The sequence below is a fragment of the Phaeobacter sp. G2 genome, from assembly GCA_025163595.1.
In the GTDB taxonomy this organism is placed as follows: Bacteria; Pseudomonadota; Alphaproteobacteria; order Rhodobacterales; family Rhodobacteraceae; genus Pseudophaeobacter.
The window spans coordinates 3,003,562-3,020,625 of record CP104100.1; the positions used below are offsets into that span (position 1 = coordinate 3,003,562).

The window sequence follows — 17,064 nt, forward strand, 5'->3', positions numbered from 1 at the left end:
TAATAAAGGGGGGCGCCGCGCCCCCCTTTGCCCTTGACCGCAACGGTGCATTCAGATCCTCGCGCCATCGGTCCCGATCCCCACGAGGTCCGCCATTTTCTCCTTTTGCTCTGACCCGGCCACTCTCGAGACTTTCCAGTGGATGAGCTGCTATCTCACCACCGGTAAGCACATGGCCTTTTACATGTCGTTCGGGACGGTTCTGTTGCTGTTGGCACTTGCTGCCCCTGCCGCACTGCTGTTTGGTTTTGGCGGCGCCATGGCCGCGCGGGCGCGTTTTGCGCCGCTCAGCTGGTTGGGACGTGGCTATATCGCCATTGTGCGTGGCGTGCCGGACATCGCCTTTTTCCTGTTTTTTGTCATCGCATTGGATCAGGCGCTGGAATATCTGCGCCATAAGGTTAAATGCCCGGATTGGGACCAACCCATTCGCCAGGGCAGCGATTTCATCGTCTGCGATATTGCCAAGCTGCCACTGGGGGATTCTGCGCAATGGATCCATGAAGTCTATGGTTTCACCATTGCGGTTGTGACCTTTGCCATTGTTTTTGGGGCCTTCGCCGCCAATGTGCTTTATGGCGCGATGCAGGCGGTGCCCCATGCGCAAATCGAAACAGCAGAGGCCTATGGGCTCAACAATAGCCAGACCTTTTGGCGCATTCTGGTGCCACAGATGTGGACCTATGCGCTGCCCGGTCTTTCCAACCTCTGGATGGTCCTGATCAAGGCCACACCCCTGCTGTTCCTGCTGGGGGTTGAGGATATCGTCTATTGGGCCAAGGAACTCGGCGGCTCGAAAACCGCCAGGTTCACCGCCTATCCCCATACCGATTGGCGCACCTGGTACTTCCTTGGATTGCTGATCTTTTATCTCAGCTTTACCAAGGTTTCCGAACTGGTTTTGAACCGCATCACCATCCGCCTGTCCCATGGTCAAGCCACCCTGGCTGGCGAAGCGCAAAGGAAAGCGTTATGAGCTGCTTTCAAACCGTTCAGGACTATGCGTTCCGCTCGCTTGGCTATGGCGAACGGATGCTGCCGCGCAGTGATTTCACCCTATGTGAGCATTTCACCCTGATCGGCTCGGGGATGATCTGGAACGTCTACTATGGCGTCCTTGCGATCGTGACTGGCTTCTTCTTGGCCAATCTCCTGGCGGTGGCAAAGAATGCCAGTTCGCCCTGGGCCCGCAAACCTGCTGAATGGTTCATCTTTCTGTTTCGCGGCTCGCCCCTGTTCATCCAGTTCTTCTTTGCCTACTTCCTGTTCCTCAGCCTGAAAGGCGTATCAAGCGTCTTTGATCCGCTGTCCTCGGCCTGGGCTGGCGCGCTCATCGTGCTGTTTCTGAACACCGCCGCTTATTCCGCCGAGATCTTCTACGGGGCGCTGCGGTCGATCCCCAAAGGCGATATCGAGGCTGCGGATGCCTATGGGCTGACCGGCTGGCCGCGGTATCGCAAGGTGATGTGGCCTACCATGATGCGTCTGGCCTGGCCCGCCTATACCAATGAGGCGATCTTTTTGTTTCATGCCACCACCCTGGTTTTTGTCTCGGCCTTCCCGGCCTGGCGCCAAAAAGGCGATGCGCTCTACTATGCAAAGTATTTTGCAGATAAGACCTTCAACCCCTTTGTCCCCTACCCTATTCTGGCCTTCTATTTCATCCTCCTGACCCTGATGGTGATTGCCCTGTTTGGGCTGATAAACAAGCGGCTGAACCGGCATCTGCCGCGGGGACAGCGCCCAAAGTTGAAGTACAGACCCAACTTCATGCGCTAAAAGATCAAAAAATGAACGACATAATGGCTCCTTCGGGGGCCATTTTTTATGGCAGTTTTTAGGGTTTCCACGTCTTGATGCAAACTTTTGATCAAATTCTCTTGGCTCATGCAAAATCCTGCAGTACAACAGAGGCACCGCTACCAAGGAGCCGCCCCATGGACCTGTCCACGCTGAAGACCATCCGCATCGCCGCCTGTGATGTGAACGGACAGATGCGCGGCAAACGCATGCCTGCCGCACAGGCGGGAAAACTGGCTGATGGCGCGGCGCGGATGCCGGTTTCTGCCCTCAACGTTGATATCTGGGGACGCGACATCGAAGACAGCCCGCTGGTGTTTGAAACCGGCGATGCCGATGGCATCTTAAAGCCAACGCAACGTGGCCCGGTGCCGATGCCCTGGTTGGACACTCCGTCGGCTCTGGTTCCGATGATGCTGGAAACCGACGATGGCGCGCCTTTTCTGGGCGATCCGCGTCAGGTTCTGGCACAGGTGCTTGACGGCTATGCGGCGCGCGGCTGGACGGTGATGGCCGCCACCGAAATGGAATTCAATCTGGTGGATGACAGCGGCGCGCAACCCGGCCCACCAGCGCATCCCCACACCGGGCGAAAGCTCAGCCAGCAGTCGGTATTGTCACTGGAAGAGCTGGACGCCTTTGATGTGTTTTTCACCGATCTCTATGCCGGCGCCGAAGATATGGGCATCCCGGCACAATCGGCAATTTCTGAGGCCGGGTTGGGCCAGTTCGAGATCAACCTGAACCATCAGGATGCCCTGCGCGCGGCGGATGATGCCTGGCTGTTCAAAGCCCTGGTCAAAGGCCTGGCGCGCAAACACGGCATGGCGGCCACCTTTATGGCAAAACCCTATGCCGAGGAAGCCGGCAATGGCATGCATGTGCATTTCTCGGTGGTGGATGCGCAGGGCAACAATGTCTTTGATGATGGATCCGCAACCGGCACCGACCTGCTGCACCAGGCGGTCGCGGGATGCATCGCGGCAATGCCAGCCAGTACGCTGATCTTTGCGCCACATGGTAATTCCTATGCCCGCCTGGTGCCCGGTGCCCACGCCCCGACCGGAGCCGCCTGGGCCTATGAAAACCGAACCGCAGCCATCCGCATTCCCGGCGGCAGCCCCAAGGCGCGGCGCATTGAGCACCGCACCGCCGGTGGGGACATCAACCCTTATCTGATGCTTTCTGTTGTCCTGGGTGCCGCCCTGCTGGGCATTACTGACAAAATGGTGCCGCCCGCCGCCTCCAGTGGGAACATCTATGAGCAGACCGATCTGCCGCAGCTGGCGCCCGATTGGGAAACCGCCATTGCCCGGTTTGAAGAAAGCCCGCTGATCGCACGGATCCTACCGCAGATGATGATCCGCAACCTGGTGATGACCAAACGCCAGGAACTGGCGGGCTTTGCCGCCCTGCCGACAGATCAACATTGGCTCAGCTGGTTGGACGCGGTATGAACACTGTCAGCCCCGATGCGCGGCCCCACCCCATCCCCTTTTGATCAAATCTGGTGAATTATGAAAATCGGCATCCTGCAAACCGGCCACGCGCCTGAAGATCTCATTCAGGACTCGGGCGACTATGACCAGATGTTTTGCACTCTCCTGGCGGGCAATGGTTTTGAGTTTGAGACCTTTGCAGTCGTTGACGGCCAGTTTCCCGCAAATGCCGATGCCGCAGATGGGTGGATCATCACTGGCTCGCGCCATGGTGCCTATGAACCCCACGACTGGATCCCGCCGCTCGAAGAGCTGATCCGTGAGATCCACGCCAAGAAACAGCCCATGGCCGGGATCTGCTTTGGCCATCAAATCATCGCCCAGGCGCTTGGCGGCAAGGTTGCCAAATATGAGGGTGGCTGGGCCGTTGGCCATGTTACCTATGAGCAGGACGGCGTGCCTTTGACTCTCAACGCCTGGCACCAGGATCAGGTGATCGAACGTCCCGCCGGGGCCCGCGTGCTGGCCGGAAATGCGTTTTGTGAAAACGGCATCCTCGCCTATGGTGACCATATCTGGACCCTGCAGCCGCATCCCGAATTCAGCAATGCGTTCACCAGTGGCTTGATCGACAAACGGGGCCGTGGCGTGGTGCCGGACCAGATCCTTGATCAGGCCAGCCAGCAGCTCGACACCCCCGTAGACTCCCCCGCAATTGCAAATTTCCTCGCAGAATTTATGAAGAAAGAGAGGACTTGATGTCATCTTGGCTAGACGACCTTCCCGAAGCGGCAAAGCTCTATCTGGAGGGCCGTCGTCTCGACGAAGTTGAATGCGTTATTTCGGACCTTCCCGGTATTGCCCGGGGCAAGGCAGTACCGGCATCCAAGTTTGCAAAGCAGGACTACTTTCACCTGCCCGACAGCATCTTTTACCAGACCATCACCGGCGATTGGGCCGAGGCTGCGGATGAGGATGGCTGGATCGAGAAGGACATGACCCTGCACCCCGATATGTCCACCGCTACGGCGGCGCCCTGGACCGGGGACTGGACCCTGCAGGTGATCCATGACGCCGTTGACCGTAACGGCGACCCGATCCCCTTTAGCCCGCGCAACGTGCTGAAGCGGGTGGTGCAGCTCTATCACGATCAGGGCTGGGATCCGGTTGTGGCACCGGAGATGGAGTTCTTCCTGGTGGCGCGCAACGTCGATCCTGCCAAAAAGATCGAGCCCATGATGGGGCGCTCTGGCCGCCCTGCTGCCGCCCGCCAGGCCTATTCGATGACGGCCGTGGATGAATTTGGCCCGGTTATCGACGATATCTATGATTTTGCCGAGGCCCAGGGGTTTGAAATCGACGGCATCACCCAGGAAGGCGGCGCCGGCCAGCTGGAGATCAACCTGCTACATGGTGATCCGGTCAAACTGGCGGATGAGGTGTTCTATTTCAAACGGCTGATCCGCGAAGCGGCGCTGCGCCATGATTGCTTTGCCACCTTCATGGCCAAGCCGATCGAGAATGAGCCCGGCTCGGCGATGCATATCCACCATTCTGTGCTGGACCGCAAAACCGGCAAGAACATCTTTTCCGCCGAGGATGAGTCCGAAACGGATGCGTTTTTCCACTTTATTGCCGGGCTGCAGAACCACCTGCCGGCAGGTATCGCGGTGATGGCACCCTATGTGAATTCCTACCGACGCTATGTCAAAGATCACGCCGCCCCAATCAATCTGGAATGGGCGCGCGACAATCGCACCACCGGCATCCGCATTCCGCTCTCTGGGGCTGCGGCACGGCGGGTTGAAAACCGCATTGCCGGCATGGACTGCAACCCCTACCTGGGCATCGCCGTCTCTCTGGCCTGTGGCTATCTGGGACTGATGGAAAAGACCCACCCAGAGAAACAGTTCAAAGGGGATGCCTATGAGGGTGAAGGCGATATTCCGCAGGTTATGGGCAGTGCCCTCGATCTGTTTGACACCGCCACTGCATTGCACGAAGTCTTGGGCCCTGAATTTGCCCGGGTCTACAGCATCGTCAAACGCGCTGAGTATGAGGAATTCCTGCAGGTGATCTCCCCCTGGGAGCGCGAGCATCTGCTGATGAATGTCTAGGGCGCCGACATAAACTCTGGCGTCGCCTTGAGAGGGGACGCCAGTGCAATCGAATATTTATGGAAAGATAAAGAGCTGCTGGCAGCCCCTGGGCGCCAGAGCTTTCAAAGAGGTATGCGATGGGACTAAATTTGCTCCACTCCAATGATCGCAAGGGGCAGTACCCCAACAGCTGGTATGCCGCGACCGCGACGCCTCTTGCACGGTTTTCTGCCCTGTCAGGGGACGCGCGCGCCGATGTCGTCATTATCGGTGGCGGCTTTACCGGGTTGTCGGCGGCGTTGCACCTGGCCGAGGCGGGCATGAAGGTGATCCTGCTGGAGGCTCATCGCGTTGGCTTTGGCGCTTCTGGCCGCAATGGTGGTCAGCTTGGCAGCGGCCAGCGGATGGATCAGGAAGGGCTTGAGGGCTTTGTTGGCCAACAGGAGGCGCAAAAGCTTTGGCGGCTGGGGGAAGAGGCCAAGGATCTGGTCAAATCCCTGATTACCAAGCACGATATTCAGTGCCACCTGCGCCCCGGTGTTGCCTGGACCGCCTCCAGTAACCGCGACAGCATGCATTTGCATGATTACGGCCGTCATCTTGAAGATCGCTATGGCTATGATCAGATCGAGTTGCTCTCGCCTGAGGCCTGCCATCAGATGTGCCCCTCCCCTGATTACAAAGGCGGCATTCTGGATCACGGTGCCGGCCACCTGCACCCGCTCAATCTGGCGCTTGGCCTGGCCCGCGCCGCGGCGGCGGCCGGTGCTTCGCTGCACGAGGAAAGTGAAGTTCTGGACATCCAGGAGGGCGCCGAGGTGCGGGTCAAAACCGCCACCGGAGAGGTTCGCGCCAATCATCTGATCCTCGCCTGTAACGGCTATCTGGGCGGGCTGAACCGTCAGGTCGCCGCCAAGGTGATGCCGATCAACAACTTTATCGTCGCCACCGAACCGCTCGGCGATGCGGCAGACAAGGTTCTGGGGCGAGATGTCGCTGTGGCGGATAGCAAATTTGTGGTCAACTATTTTCGCCTCAGCCATGACAAACGACTGCTGTTTGGAGGCGGCGAAAGCTATGGCTACCGCTTCCCCGCAGACATCAAGGCGGTGGTGCGCAAACCCATGACAGAGATCTTTCCACACCTGAAAGACGTGCGTCTGGACTATGCTTGGGGGGGCACATTGGGGATCACCATGAAGCGCATGCCCTATCTGGCGCGCCTGGGTGAAAATGTACTCTCTGCCTCAGGCTATTCCGGCCACGGGGTGGGCACAGCCATCCATGCCGGCCAGCTGATTGCCCAGGCGATCCAGGGGCAGGCCGAGGGGTTTGACACCATGTCCCGCGTGCCTGCCCCGCGCTTTCCAGGCGGTCCCGCCATGCGGTCTCCGCTGTTGGCACTGGCCATGACCTGGTTTGCCCTGCGTGATCGCCTCGGGATTTAGCGAGGACCTAGGCAGGGCTGATTTAGGCTCAACGCCCTGCTCGGCTTTGCCTGCGCAGGGCGTTTACAGTTTTGCAGCGGGCCTTGTCGCCGTCGTGGCAAAACCAGAGAGGTGCCATGGGGCGCCATGCAACAAATTGGTGAAATTTCACCGATCCCAAGACCGAAGGATCGGCTTTCTCTTGGCTTATCTGTTCAGTTGTTTTATATTTATCAAATCCAGAATTCAGGAATTTGAAATATGACAAAGGCACCTAATGTTCACGCCGCCGAACCCATTCCAGAAGCCGCGCGTATCGCACTTGACGAACTGATGCAGTCTGGCGATCTGTTTCGTTATACAGCTCCCGAGGATGCGCCGGTTGCGCTGCTGGAACAGGAATTCGCGGCGCTTCTGGGCTGTAAATATGCTTTAGCTGTCTCGTCTTGTTCCGCCGCCCTATTCCTGTCTCTCAAGGCCCTGAACCTGCCCCGCGATGCCCGCGTATTAATCCCCGGCTTCACCTTTGCAGCGGTTCCTTCTTCGGTGATCCATGCCGATTGCGTGCCGGTGCTTTGTGAAGTGGGCGAAAACTACCGCATTGAAATGGCAGATTTTGAGACCCGGCTCGGCGATGACATTTCCGCGGTTATCATCAGCCACATGCGCGGCCATACCTCTGATATGGACGCCATTCTGGCGCTCTGCGAGGCGCGTGGCATCCCAGTCATCGAGGACGCGGCCCATTCGCTTGGCACCACCTGGAATGCCCGTAAGATTGGCACACTGGGCCAGATCGGCTGTTTTTCGTTTCAATCCTACAAGATGATCAACGCCGGCGAAGGTGGCATCCTGATCACCAATGACGCCGAGCTGGTGGCCCGTGCAGTGATCATGTCCGGCGCTTACGAGCACAACTGGCAAAAGCACAAAGCCCCACTGGGCGACAACAGCACAGACCTGGAAGACGCCTTTGCCAAATGGCAAAACCAGCTGCCGCTGTATAATCTACGGATGAGCAACCTGTCCGCCGTGGTCATTCGCCCACAGCTGCCAGAGCTGGCGCGCCGGGTGCGGGACGGGCTTAAAAACCACGACTATGTGGCGGCACAGCTGAATGCCTCGCCCTACTTTGATGTCCCCGCTCCTCTGGCCCCAGAACAGCGTGCGCCAGATTCCATCCAATTCAACCTGGTGGGCATGACGGATGAGCAAATCACCGCCTTCTCCGAGGCAACCGCCCAGGCTGGCGTCAAGGTGCAGATCTTTGGCCGCTCTGCGGACAATGCCCGGGCCTTCTGGAACTGGCAGTTCATTCAGGACCTGCCAGAGCTGCCGCAAACCCGTGCCATGCTGATGCAGGCCTGCGACGTGCGCCTGCCGGTGCGCCTGACCAAGGAAGAGCTGGATGTGGTTGCCGGAATTCTGGTTGATGCCGCGACCACAACCATGGCCAGTGCTGCTGCAGCCTAATCCTTTTAGGACCCGGCAATATCACGCTGCCGCGCCGCGCTCTGCGCGGCGCCAGGCCCAACGGGAGGAGATCCCATAGGGATCTTCCGACGGGCGGGAGCCCCCCCCTTTTGTCTCACTCCTATGGCACACAAAAAGGCTCTGATCGGATCAGAGCCTTTCCAATTCAGATAGTTAACCCAAGCCTATTTCAACTTGGACAGCTTGTCCTGCAGTTCCGACAGTTGGCGTTTGATCGCATCCAGATCCTCTCCCTCGCCGTCCTTTTCAGTCTCCGCTTCTGGCGTGGTCGTGCCACCGCCCCAGCCTCCGGGCAGACCACCAGGCAGGCCAGCGGTCATCGCCTTCAAAAAGGCTTCCTGCTGCACCTTCATCGCGTCAAATCCCGGGATCTGCGACATCGGGTTCATCGCCGAGATATTCTCAACCATCTGAGACTGACTGTCGCGCAGCATATCAAAAGAGGCCTGCAGGAACTGTGGCATCACCCCACCGCCCGGCTGCATGTAACTGCGCACCAGATCGTTCAGCACATTGACCGGCAGTACATTTTCACCGCGGCTTTCGTGTTCGGCAATAATCTGCAGCAGGTACTGCCGCGTCAGATCATCGCCGGACTTCAAGTCAACAATCTGAACTTCACGCCCTTCCCGGATGAACCCCGCAATATCCTCTAAGGTGACATAGTCGCTGGTCTCAGTGTTGTACAAACGCCGGCTGGCGTAACGCTTGATCAGCAGGGCTTTTTCCTGATCGGCCATACTGTCCCTCCCCGGACATGATGCAATGCAGAAAAGACTATGCGAGCGCAGAACAAAAGAAAAGCCTGCAGAACCGCCTTCCTCGACGACAGCCCTGGAAGCGCGGAGCTTTGGCTCGAAAATCGTGCGCCTGGATCTCTCGTAAAAAGCCCTTGAGCTAAACTTAGCTTGAGGTTTTATACCATCCCCTACACCATCACAGGAGTCCTGGTTTGAACATTTTGATCCTTGGCGGCACCGGCTCCATTGGCAGCGCCGTCACCGCAGAACTGGTTGCCTACAATCATACTGTCACTGGCCTGTGCCGCTCTGACAGGTCAGCCCAAAAGCTCGCATCTCTGGGCGCCCAGCCCTGGCGCGGAGATCTGCGGAGCCCGGCCAGTTGGCGGGCGGCGCTGCGCGAAGTGGATGTGGTTATCCAGCTGGCCACAAGTTTTGAAGAGGACATGGGCGCAGTCGATGCCGCCGCCATTGAGGCCATAAGACAGGAAGCGCACCACCGCAGTTCTCCCCTGCGGGTGCTCTATACTGGGGGCTGTTGGCTTTACGGGGAAACCGGCGACCTGGCCGCCTCTGAAACCAGCCCAAGGCGGCCAATCCCGGCCTTTGCCTGGATGGAAAAAAACGCGCTGGCGTTGTTACGAGACCCCAAGGTCAACAGCTGCATTGTTCATCCAGCCATGACCTATCACGAAGACGGTGGCGGTGTGTTTTCTCGTCTGCTGACACAGGCAGCAACGGGTCTGCCGCTGGAGGTTTGGGGCAGTATTCACACCCGCTGGCCGCTGGTGCATCGCCGGGATCTGGCCCGCGCCTATCGCCTGCTGGCAGAGCACCCAGAGCTTTGCGGTCACTACAATGTTGCCGCCCAGAACGGCGTGCCCTTGCGCGAGATTCTGGACGAGATCATTCGACGGCATCCCCATGATGGGGCCTATGTGGTCCGCAACCGCAAATATGTGATGTTTAAATACGGCACCTGGGCCGAGGGCCCAACCCTGGATCAGCAAATGAGGGCCGATAAGATCCAGACCGCCTGTGGCTGGCAGCCAGAAATCAGTGATTTCACCCAGGCGGCGTTTTAGCCTTTGTACCAGTTTGGCCGTGAAGCCAGTCTGATTGGGTAGCCAGTTGGTCGGACATGCGGTTTGGTCGGACATACCGGCGACAACAAAAAAGGACAGGTCAAACGACCTGCCCTTTTGGACACGTAAGAGAGGGATCATATGCAGGGAGGAGCCGTGATCCCGCTCTTCGTGATCAGCCCAGTTGGGCTGCTTATTTAGCGGCTGCTTTTTTAGCGGCAGTGGTCACTTCGGACGTCGCTTTTTTGACAGCGGCAGAGGCTTCTTCGCCCATGTCTTTGCCTGCGGCCATCAGCAGTTCAACGGTTTCCATCTGCACTTTTTTTGCAACTTCAGCAAAAGCGGCCATGTTTTCAGCGGCAACTTCAGCAGAGGCGCTGGCGAAATCGGTTGCCGATTTTGCATACTCAGAAGGATCTGTCTGAGCTTTGGAAACGCCGGACATCTTTGCCAGGGCGTCTTTTGTCCATTTGCTGGAGATTTCCGAGGACTGCTCAGCAGCACCCAGAACAACTGCGCTCAGCTTTTCGTTCAGCGCGGCAGTGTTTTTGAACGCTTCTTCCATGGCGGATGTATCCACCGGAAATGCGCCCATCATGTCTTTCATCATAGCGGTAAAATCTTGGGTCTTAGCCATTGTACTGGTTCCTCTGTTTGCATCTCGGGACCACCCCGCGTTTCAGCATGAGGAATATATACTTTCTGCATCGCAGCATTTCAAGAAAATAATGCTGCGATGCAGAATAAATTACCGTAAATCCACAAAATCAATCATTTGCACGGACACGCACATAGCTGCCAGGAGCCGGTTCCAGCACTGGATTATTCGAATCACCAGGGGTGCGCGCCGGAACCTGCTTGCCAGAGCGCTTCTTCAGCCAGCTCTCCCAACGCGGCCACCATGAGCCTTCGTTGAAGGTCGCCCCTTCCATCCAGGCTTCGGGGGACAGTTTCAGGTCATCGTTGGTGTAGTGACCATATTTGTTGCGGCTGGGCGGGTTAACGATGCCAGCGATATGACCGGACTGCGATACGATGAAGGTTTTGCTGCGCCCCCCCATCTGCTGCACACCCTTGTAACAATTGCGCCAGGGCGCGATGTGGTCCGTTTCACAGGTGATCGCCATCAGCGGGATATCCACATCCTTGAGATGCAGCGTCTCGCCAAAAAGCTCAAAACCGCCATCGGCAAACTGGTTGCCCTGGCACAGCCCGCGCAGATATTCCTCTGCCATCTTGCCCGGCAGGTTGGCGCCATCGCCGTTCCAATACAGCAGGTCAAAGGCGGGCGGCGTCTCCCCCAGCATATAGCTGCGGATGGCCGGACCATAGACCAGATCATTGGCCCGCAGGAACGAGAAGGTGCGCGCCATAATGTAGGAGGGCAGAATACCGTCCTCGCCAATCTCCTCGACAATGGCATCGACAAAATCGTTCTGCAGGAAGGGGGTGAAATCCCCTTGATCGGAAAAATCCGTCAGCGCAGTAAACAGCGTTGCCGACTTTACCGACTTATCGCCACGCTTTTTCATCAAAGCCAGCACCAGGCTGAGCGTGGTGCCCGCGATACAATAGCCGATGGCGTTGATCTGTTTGACCTTGCAGATCTCCTTGGCCTTCTCAAAGGCGGTCAGGAAGCCTTCTTCGATGTAGTCTTCCATGCTGACATCGGCATAGTCCCGGTTGGGATTGACCCAGGAGACCACAAACAGGGTATAGCCCTGTTCCGTCACCCATTTGATCAGGCTGTTCTGCGTTTTTAGGTCGAGGATGTAGAATTTGTTGATCCAGGGCGGGAACAACACGATGGGGGTTTCGTGCACCGTCTCGGTGGTCGGGTGATACTGGATCATCTCCATCATCCGATTGCGATAGACCACCTCGCCGGGGCTGGTGGCAATATTGCCACCGATCTCAAAGGCGGTTTCATCCGCCAGTCGCACCACCAGCTCACCATTGTTGGACTCAAGATCGTTGACCAGGTTCTGCAACCCATCAATCAAAGAGGTGCCCTCGGTCTCCAGCGCCTTTTCCAGCGCATCCGGGTTGGTGGGCAGGAAATTGGTCGGCGCCATCATGTTGATGATCTGATCGGAGAAATATTGCAGCCGGTGACGATCAATGGCGTCCAGATCATCGACCTGGGCCACGGCCTCGCGAATTGCCTCGGCATTGGTCAGGTACTGATGTTTTACAAAGCTAAAATAGGGGTTGTTTTCCCACATCGGATTGCCAAACCGGCGGTCTTGCGATGTCTGTGGCGCGGTGTCGTCATGGCCCTGTGCAGCCAGAACTTTCTGGGCCTCGGCAAAGTTCAGCACAGATTTGCCCCAAAACTCGACCTGCTTTTCCATCAATTTGGCAGGATTTTGCAGGAGTTCGGCCCAATAAGAGGTTGCTGCACGTGCAAACAGCTCCTGATTCGGACCGTCCAAACCAGGGTTGTGCCCTTTCCGATTGGCCATGATCTCGACCATTTTCTTAGAGAGCTGGTCAACTCGCTCCATATTTTCCTTAAGGCGTTCAAGGTGTTCTGGCGAAGTGCCATGGTCCAGCGCGTCACTTGTTGTCATCTTAAGGAATCCCCCATACTCTTTCTGCTGTGCAGAATACTGGTAACCCCATGTTACGCCAAAGCGACGAAAGGTCCGAGGCCCTGCATTATTTCCGCCCCCAGTTGTGGGATTTAAATCGGCGGGCAGACAAAAGGAAAGCCATATGCGTTTTATGATGTCTTACGACTTGATGGAAACCGCCCGGAATATGAACCAATGGCTGGGCGCCAGTGCCTTGTCGATGGCCTCCTACCCCGCCTTTTCAGCGATCCCCAACCCAGCACTGAGCTGGATGGCCGGCTGGGGCGAAGTCACCGAGCGCACCTTTCAACGTATGACCGTTAAACCCGACTGGGGCATCCACAGCTTCACCTGTGAGGACGGCAAAGACCATCTGGTCGAAGTCACCCCGGTTGTTGAACGCGATTTTGGCGATCTGCTTCACTTTTGTGTCGCCGGACGCAAAGAACAGCCCCGCAAGGTTCTTGTTGTTGCACCGATGTCTGGCCACTATGCAACCCTGCTGCGCTCCACCGTCACCAGCCTGCTGGTGAACTGTGAAGTCTATATCACCGATTGGCATAACGCCCGCGACATTCCGGTCTCTGCTGGCAAGTTCGACATCGAAGATTACACGCTTTATCTTGTTGATTTCATGCGCGAGCTTGGCCCCGACACCCATGTGGTAGCGGTCTGTCAGCCAGCGCCGTTGACCCTGGCGGCAACCGCCTATCTGGCGGAGCAGGACCCTGATGCACAGCCCTCTTCGCTGACCCTGATTGGCGGTCCGGTAGACCCGGATGCCACCCCTACAGAGGTCACCGACTTTGGGCGCCGCGTCACCATGGGCCAGCTGGAAGAAACCATGATCCAGCGGGTTGGTTTCAAATACAAAGGCGTCGGCCGCAAGGTCTATCCCGGCCTGCTGCAGTTGTCCTCTTTCATGTCGATGAACATGGACCGTCACTCGCAGGCCTTTAGCGATCAGATCCAGCGTGCCAGCCGTGGCGAAGCTTCGGATCACGATGCCCACAATCGCTTTTACGATGAATATCTGGCAGTGATGGATATGACGGCAGAGTTCTACCTCTCCACCGTCGAGCGGGTGTTCAAATCCCGTGAGATCGCCCGCAATGAGTTCATCGTTGATGGCCACAAGGTTGATATGGGCGCGATCACCGATGTGGCGGTGAAAACCGTTGAAGGTGCCAATGATGACATCTCGGCCCCTGGCCAGTGTATTGCTGCCTTGGATCTGTGCACCGGCCTGCCGGACAGCAAAAAAGCCAGCCATGTGGAACCAGGTGCCGGCCATTATGGCATCTTTGCCGGCCGCAGTTGGCGCGACAATATCCGCCCCCTGGTCATTGATTTCATGGATGCAAACAGCCGCAAACCCAAAGCCGCTGCAAAACCCAAGGCAACCAAGGGTCAGGCCAAACTCTCAGCTGTAAAAAGCTGATACCATGAGCAACGGGAAGTTTGACTTTTCCTGCTCCTGCGGCAGTTTTGCCGGGCATGTTTCAGCACAGGGGCAAAAATCCGGACTGCGAATTTTATGCCATTGTCCGGATTGTCGCGCGGCGGAGCTCTATCATCATAGGCCCGACCCGGTTGAAGGTGTCGACCTGTTTCAACTGGCACCGCAGGCCATCACCATCAGCAAAGGCGCAGAGCACCTGCGCCTGTTGCGCCTTGGCCCCAAAGGCCTGTTTCGCTGGTATGCTGGCTGCTGTGGCACACCCTTTGCCAATACGCTGGCAAAACCGCAACTGGCCTTTGCCGGACTGCGGACAGATATCTTTGATGACAAAGACGCACTGGGCAAGGTCAAGGCCGAGGCCCATGTCCCGCGCCCAGGCAAGCCGCCGCGTAGCAAAGGCATGGCGCGCATGGTCTACGGAATTTTCTCCCGTATGATAACCGCACGCCTGTCTGGTCTTTGGCGGGAAACGCCCTTTTTTGATGTGGAAACCGGCAAGCCGGTGGCAGAGCCAGAGGTGCTGTCAAAAGAGGCCCGCGCCAAGCTCTACCCATAGGGCCCCGATTGAGGGCCACCGCTTGGATGTCCCCACCTGATCGCTCAGCCTGCGCACTAGGCACCTCTCAAGTTGGCGGTTAAAGCTCAGGCTCCGATTCTGCCAGCCTTGGCCGGGGTAGCCAGCCACTGTGACAGTGCGCGATTGACCGCTTCAGGTTGCTCCAGCCCTGGCAAATGCCCAGCGCCGGCAATGATTTCAAGCTTGGCATGGGGGATCAACTCCGCCAGGAATTCATGCCGTTTGACCGGCGTCAGGCGGTCATATTCCCCACAAAGAATAAGCGTCGGCACCTGACAGCGCCGCGCTGTCGCCTGTTGATCAAGCCGGCGCTGCAATGCCCGGCTTTGATCAACAAACAGCTCCGCCCCCAAATCCAGCCCCATCGCACGCACCAGATTGAGGACATCGAGCCGCCGCGCCCCCGGCGCCAGCACCTCTGGCGGCAAGGAAAGCTGCAGCGCCTTTTCCAGCCCCCCGGTACGGGCACTGACGATCAAGGGCTCGCGCATGGCGGCCTGATCCGGCGTTTCAGACAATGGGGTTGTCGCCATCAGGCAAAGCCGGGTGATCCGCTCCGGGGCACGGCGCAAAATCTCCAGCGCCACGATCCCGCCCATAGATAGGCCAACCAGTGCAAATTTTGCGGGCAGCATCGACAGAATATGCGTCGCGATATCGTCGACCCGCGCCCCACCATGCAGAGGAGCCACCATAACCGGAGCCTGTACCGACAGGGCCTGAAGCTGCGGCGTAAAGACCCGCGCATCACACATCATACCCGGCAAAAACACCACCGGCTCGCGCCCCCAATTCCCTGCTTGTTCCATGCCGTCCTACCTTTATCGCGTTGATCCGCAAACACTCTCTGCTTTGGATAGCCGCTGAAATGTCAAATCAATCTCGCGCGTTTCACACTCACTCTTGCGGTGACTTGCCTTTGGGAGCAAGAGAAATCCCCTCCTGCTCTACAACCAAACATAGATCTCCGGCAGCCCCCAATGGCGTTGGGGCACCGCCGAGCAAAAATCAGTAGCCATTCCAGCGAAACGCGCCATTGTCGGCCAGCGGTGAAAACGGGTTATGCGCCACTTCCCAGATATGACCACCGGGCGCTTTGAAATAGCCGATATAGCCACCCCAAAACACCTCGCCGCCGGGGCGCAGAATTTCCCCGCCTGCCGACTTGGCAAGCGCCAGCAAATCGTCCACCTCTTCGCGGCTGCGGGTATTGTGGCTGAGCGTCATCGCACCAGTGCCCAGAGCCTCAACCGGCAGTCCGATGTCCTCTGCCAGTTTGTCCAGAGGATAAAGCCCCAGCGTCTGCGAGATCAGATCAAAAGCAACCACGCCATCCAGGCTGTCAGCTGCCTGCCAGCCAAGCGCGGCATAAAAGGCGGCAGCCTTTTCCACATCCGGCACCCCGAGGGTGATCAAACTCACCCGTTGTTCCATACTCATGACCTCTCCTTTCCACTCAGTATTGCGCAGTCGGTCCCTGGAACCAGCCCCAACGGACAACCGGCTAAAGCAACTCGGATATGGATGTTTCGATCAATTTCAGACAGGCGTCATCCGAAAACCGATGATCCGCATCCTTCACCAGGTTTAGCCGCATGTCCACACAGGAAGCGTGCTGCAAAAGCCGCAGCGCGGTGTCCGTCGAAACGGCTGTATCCGCCGTCCCCTGCAAACAGCGCACCGGGAAGGGCAAGTCCAGCGGCTGCCGCAGGACCAGTCGATTGCGCCCATCTTCGATCATGCGTTTGCTGATGCGGTATGGCTCCATGTAGTCGCTGGGCAGCTCAACGTACCCCTGTGCCTCCAGCTCAGCCTTCTGTGCTGCACTGAAGCTGGCCCAATAGCCGTCTTCGGTGAAATCAGGCGCCGCGGCCACGGTCACCATGCCCTGAATACGCTCTGGCATGACCTTGGCCAGCAACAGCGCCTGCCAGCCGCCCATGGAGGAGCCGACAATCAGCAATGGCCCTGTGGTCAGATGAGAGACGGCCGCAATGGTATCTTCATGCCAATCTCCAATGCAGCCCTCCTCAAAGCGCCCCGAGCTTTCACCATGGCCGGAATAGTCGAACCGCAAGAACCCCAGCCCAGCTGCCTTGGCCCAGGCCTCCAGATGGATTGCCTTGGTTCCTTCCATGTCAGATTTGAGCCCCCCAAGGAAAACAAGCGTCACCCCCGCTCCGGCATGCGCGTGATAGGCAATCGAGCGCCCCTGCTCGGTGGTCAGAAACTTTGGTGCCGCCATATCTATGCTCTCCCTCATTGGTGCTTGTCGGATCAAGATGTGTCACGCAATGGGCAAGGCTGCAATTGTCAAAACAGCCTCGCCACTCGGTTACACCCACATACCGGACAACGGCCAGCC

16 protein-coding genes are annotated in these 17,064 nt (G+C 57.8%); 10 read left to right on the forward strand and 6 right to left on the reverse strand.

The features are described 5' to 3' along the window. The first annotated feature begins 94 nt into the window (after positions 1 to 94). From N1037_14225 to N1037_14255, 7 genes are all read left to right on the forward strand, one after another. On the forward strand, positions 95 to 976 hold the full coding sequence (locus N1037_14225; protein UWS81369.1) for an ABC transporter permease subunit: 882 nt from the start codon (positions 95 to 97) through the stop codon (positions 974 to 976). Next, complete coding sequence (locus tag N1037_14230; GenBank protein UWS78423.1) at positions 973 to 1,779, forward strand: ABC transporter permease subunit; 807 nt, start codon at positions 973 to 975, stop codon at positions 1,777 to 1,779. Before N1037_14225 ends, N1037_14230 begins: the two co-directional genes overlap by 4 nt. Positions 1,780 to 1,937: 158 nt before the next feature. Continuing rightward, the gene (locus N1037_14235) at positions 1,938 to 3,257 is read left to right on the forward strand and encodes a glutamine synthetase family protein (protein ID UWS78424.1); all 1,320 of its coding nucleotides are present in this window, start codon (positions 1,938 to 1,940) and stop codon (positions 3,255 to 3,257) included. A gap of 60 nt (positions 3,258 to 3,317) precedes the next feature. Next, positions 3,318 to 3,998, forward strand: a complete 681-nt coding sequence (locus N1037_14240) for a type 1 glutamine amidotransferase (protein UWS78425.1) — start codon at positions 3,318 to 3,320, stop codon at positions 3,996 to 3,998. Beyond that, positions 3,998 to 5,356, forward strand: a complete 1,359-nt coding sequence (locus tag N1037_14245; protein ID UWS78426.1) for a glutamine synthetase family protein — start codon at positions 3,998 to 4,000, stop codon at positions 5,354 to 5,356. Before N1037_14240 ends, N1037_14245 begins: the two co-directional genes overlap by 1 nt. A 119-nt stretch (positions 5,357 to 5,475) precedes the next feature. Next, the gene (locus N1037_14250; GenBank protein UWS78427.1) at positions 5,476 to 6,786 is read left to right on the forward strand and encodes an FAD-binding oxidoreductase; all 1,311 of its coding nucleotides are present in this window, start codon (positions 5,476 to 5,478) and stop codon (positions 6,784 to 6,786) included. A gap of 240 nt (positions 6,787 to 7,026) precedes the next feature. Next, positions 7,027 to 8,238 carry an aminotransferase class I/II-fold pyridoxal phosphate-dependent enzyme gene (locus N1037_14255; GenBank protein UWS78428.1) on the forward strand — a complete coding sequence of 404 codons (1,212 nt, stop codon included), beginning with the start codon at positions 7,027 to 7,029 and terminating at the stop codon, positions 8,236 to 8,238. Between the two features lie 185 nt (positions 8,239 to 8,423). On the opposite strand, the gene phaR is transcribed toward N1037_14255, so the two are convergent. Next, complete coding sequence (gene phaR, locus N1037_14260) at positions 8,424 to 8,999, reverse strand: polyhydroxyalkanoate synthesis repressor PhaR (GenBank protein ID UWS78429.1); 576 nt, start codon at positions 8,997 to 8,999, stop codon at positions 8,424 to 8,426. 212 nt (positions 9,000 to 9,211) lie between these two features. Here phaR and N1037_14265 point away from each other — a divergent pair, with 212 nt between their 5' ends. Beyond that, positions 9,212 to 10,084, forward strand: coding sequence for an NAD-dependent epimerase/dehydratase family protein (locus N1037_14265; protein ID UWS78430.1), 873 nt, complete (start codon positions 9,212 to 9,214; stop codon positions 10,082 to 10,084). Between the two features lie 193 nt (positions 10,085 to 10,277). Here the strand turns inward: N1037_14265 and N1037_14270 are convergent, their stop codons facing one another. After that, complete coding sequence (locus tag N1037_14270; GenBank protein UWS78431.1) at positions 10,278 to 10,721, reverse strand: phasin, PhaP; 444 nt, start codon at positions 10,719 to 10,721, stop codon at positions 10,278 to 10,280. A gap of 130 nt (positions 10,722 to 10,851) precedes the next feature. Then, positions 10,852 to 12,657 carry a class I poly(R)-hydroxyalkanoic acid synthase gene (gene phaC, locus N1037_14275; GenBank protein ID UWS78432.1) on the reverse strand — a complete coding sequence of 602 codons (1,806 nt, stop codon included), beginning with the start codon at positions 12,655 to 12,657 and terminating at the stop codon, positions 10,852 to 10,854. A gap of 145 nt (positions 12,658 to 12,802) precedes the next feature. Between phaC and phaZ the strand changes: the two genes are divergently transcribed. Both phaZ and N1037_14285 read left to right on the forward strand, forming a co-directional pair. Continuing rightward, positions 12,803 to 14,101, forward strand: a complete 1,299-nt coding sequence (phaZ, locus tag N1037_14280) for a polyhydroxyalkanoate depolymerase (protein UWS78433.1) — start codon at positions 12,803 to 12,805, stop codon at positions 14,099 to 14,101. Positions 14,102 to 14,105: 4 nt separating this feature from the next. After that, the gene (locus N1037_14285; protein ID UWS78434.1) at positions 14,106 to 14,678 is read left to right on the forward strand and encodes a DUF6151 family protein; all 573 of its coding nucleotides are present in this window, start codon (positions 14,106 to 14,108) and stop codon (positions 14,676 to 14,678) included. Positions 14,679 to 14,764: 86 nt separating this feature from the next. On the opposite strand, the gene N1037_14290 is transcribed toward N1037_14285, so the two are convergent. From N1037_14290 to N1037_14300, 3 genes are all read right to left on the reverse strand, one after another. Then, the gene (locus N1037_14290) at positions 14,765 to 15,508 is read right to left on the reverse strand and encodes an alpha/beta hydrolase (protein ID UWS78435.1); all 744 of its coding nucleotides are present in this window, start codon (positions 15,506 to 15,508) and stop codon (positions 14,765 to 14,767) included. 199 nt (positions 15,509 to 15,707) lie between these two features. Next, positions 15,708 to 16,133 (reverse strand): VOC family protein, encoded by a 426-nt coding sequence (locus N1037_14295; protein UWS81370.1) that lies wholly within the window; start codon positions 16,131 to 16,133, stop codon positions 15,708 to 15,710. A 70-nt stretch (positions 16,134 to 16,203) separates the two neighbouring features. Continuing rightward, entirely contained in the window at positions 16,204 to 16,944 is a 741-nt protein-coding gene (locus N1037_14300) for an alpha/beta hydrolase (GenBank protein UWS78436.1), read from the reverse strand. Between the last annotated feature and the right edge of the window lie 120 nt (positions 16,945 to 17,064).

Bases quoted from the DNA above. Each gene is read 5' to 3' on its own strand.
- N1037_14230 (UWS78423.1), top strand. From the start codon at position 973: ATGAGCTGCTTTCAAACCGTTCAGGACTATGCGTTCCGCTCGCTTGGC.
- N1037_14235 (UWS78424.1), top strand. From the start codon at position 1,938: ATGGACCTGTCCACGCTGAAGACCATCCGCATCGCCGCCTGTGATGTG.
- N1037_14250 (UWS78427.1), top strand. From the start codon at position 5,476: ATGGGACTAAATTTGCTCCACTCCAATGATCGCAAGGGGCAGTACCCC.
- phaZ (UWS78433.1), top strand. From the start codon at position 12,803: ATGCGTTTTATGATGTCTTACGACTTGATGGAAACCGCCCGGAATATG.
- phaR (UWS78429.1), bottom strand. From the start codon at position 8,999: ATGGCCGATCAGGAAAAAGCCCTGCTGATCAAGCGTTACGCCAGCCGG.
- N1037_14285 (UWS78434.1), top strand. From the start codon at position 14,106: ATGAGCAACGGGAAGTTTGACTTTTCCTGCTCCTGCGGCAGTTTTGCC.
- N1037_14300 (UWS78436.1), bottom strand. From the start codon at position 16,944: ATGGCGGCACCAAAGTTTCTGACCACCGAGCAGGGGCGCTCGATTGCC.
- N1037_14270 (UWS78431.1), bottom strand. From the start codon at position 10,721: ATGGCTAAGACCCAAGATTTTACCGCTATGATGAAAGACATGATGGGC.
- N1037_14290 (UWS78435.1), bottom strand. From the start codon at position 15,508: ATGGAACAAGCAGGGAATTGGGGGCGCGAGCCGGTGGTGTTTTTGCCG.
- N1037_14245 (UWS78426.1), top strand. From the start codon at position 3,998: ATGTCATCTTGGCTAGACGACCTTCCCGAAGCGGCAAAGCTCTATCTG.
- N1037_14255 (UWS78428.1), top strand. From the start codon at position 7,027: ATGACAAAGGCACCTAATGTTCACGCCGCCGAACCCATTCCAGAAGCC.
- phaC (UWS78432.1), bottom strand. From the start codon at position 12,657: ATGACAACAAGTGACGCGCTGGACCATGGCACTTCGCCAGAACACCTT.
- N1037_14295 (UWS81370.1), bottom strand. From the start codon at position 16,133: ATGGAACAACGGGTGAGTTTGATCACCCTCGGGGTGCCGGATGTGGAA.
- N1037_14240 (UWS78425.1), top strand. From the start codon at position 3,318: ATGAAAATCGGCATCCTGCAAACCGGCCACGCGCCTGAAGATCTCATT.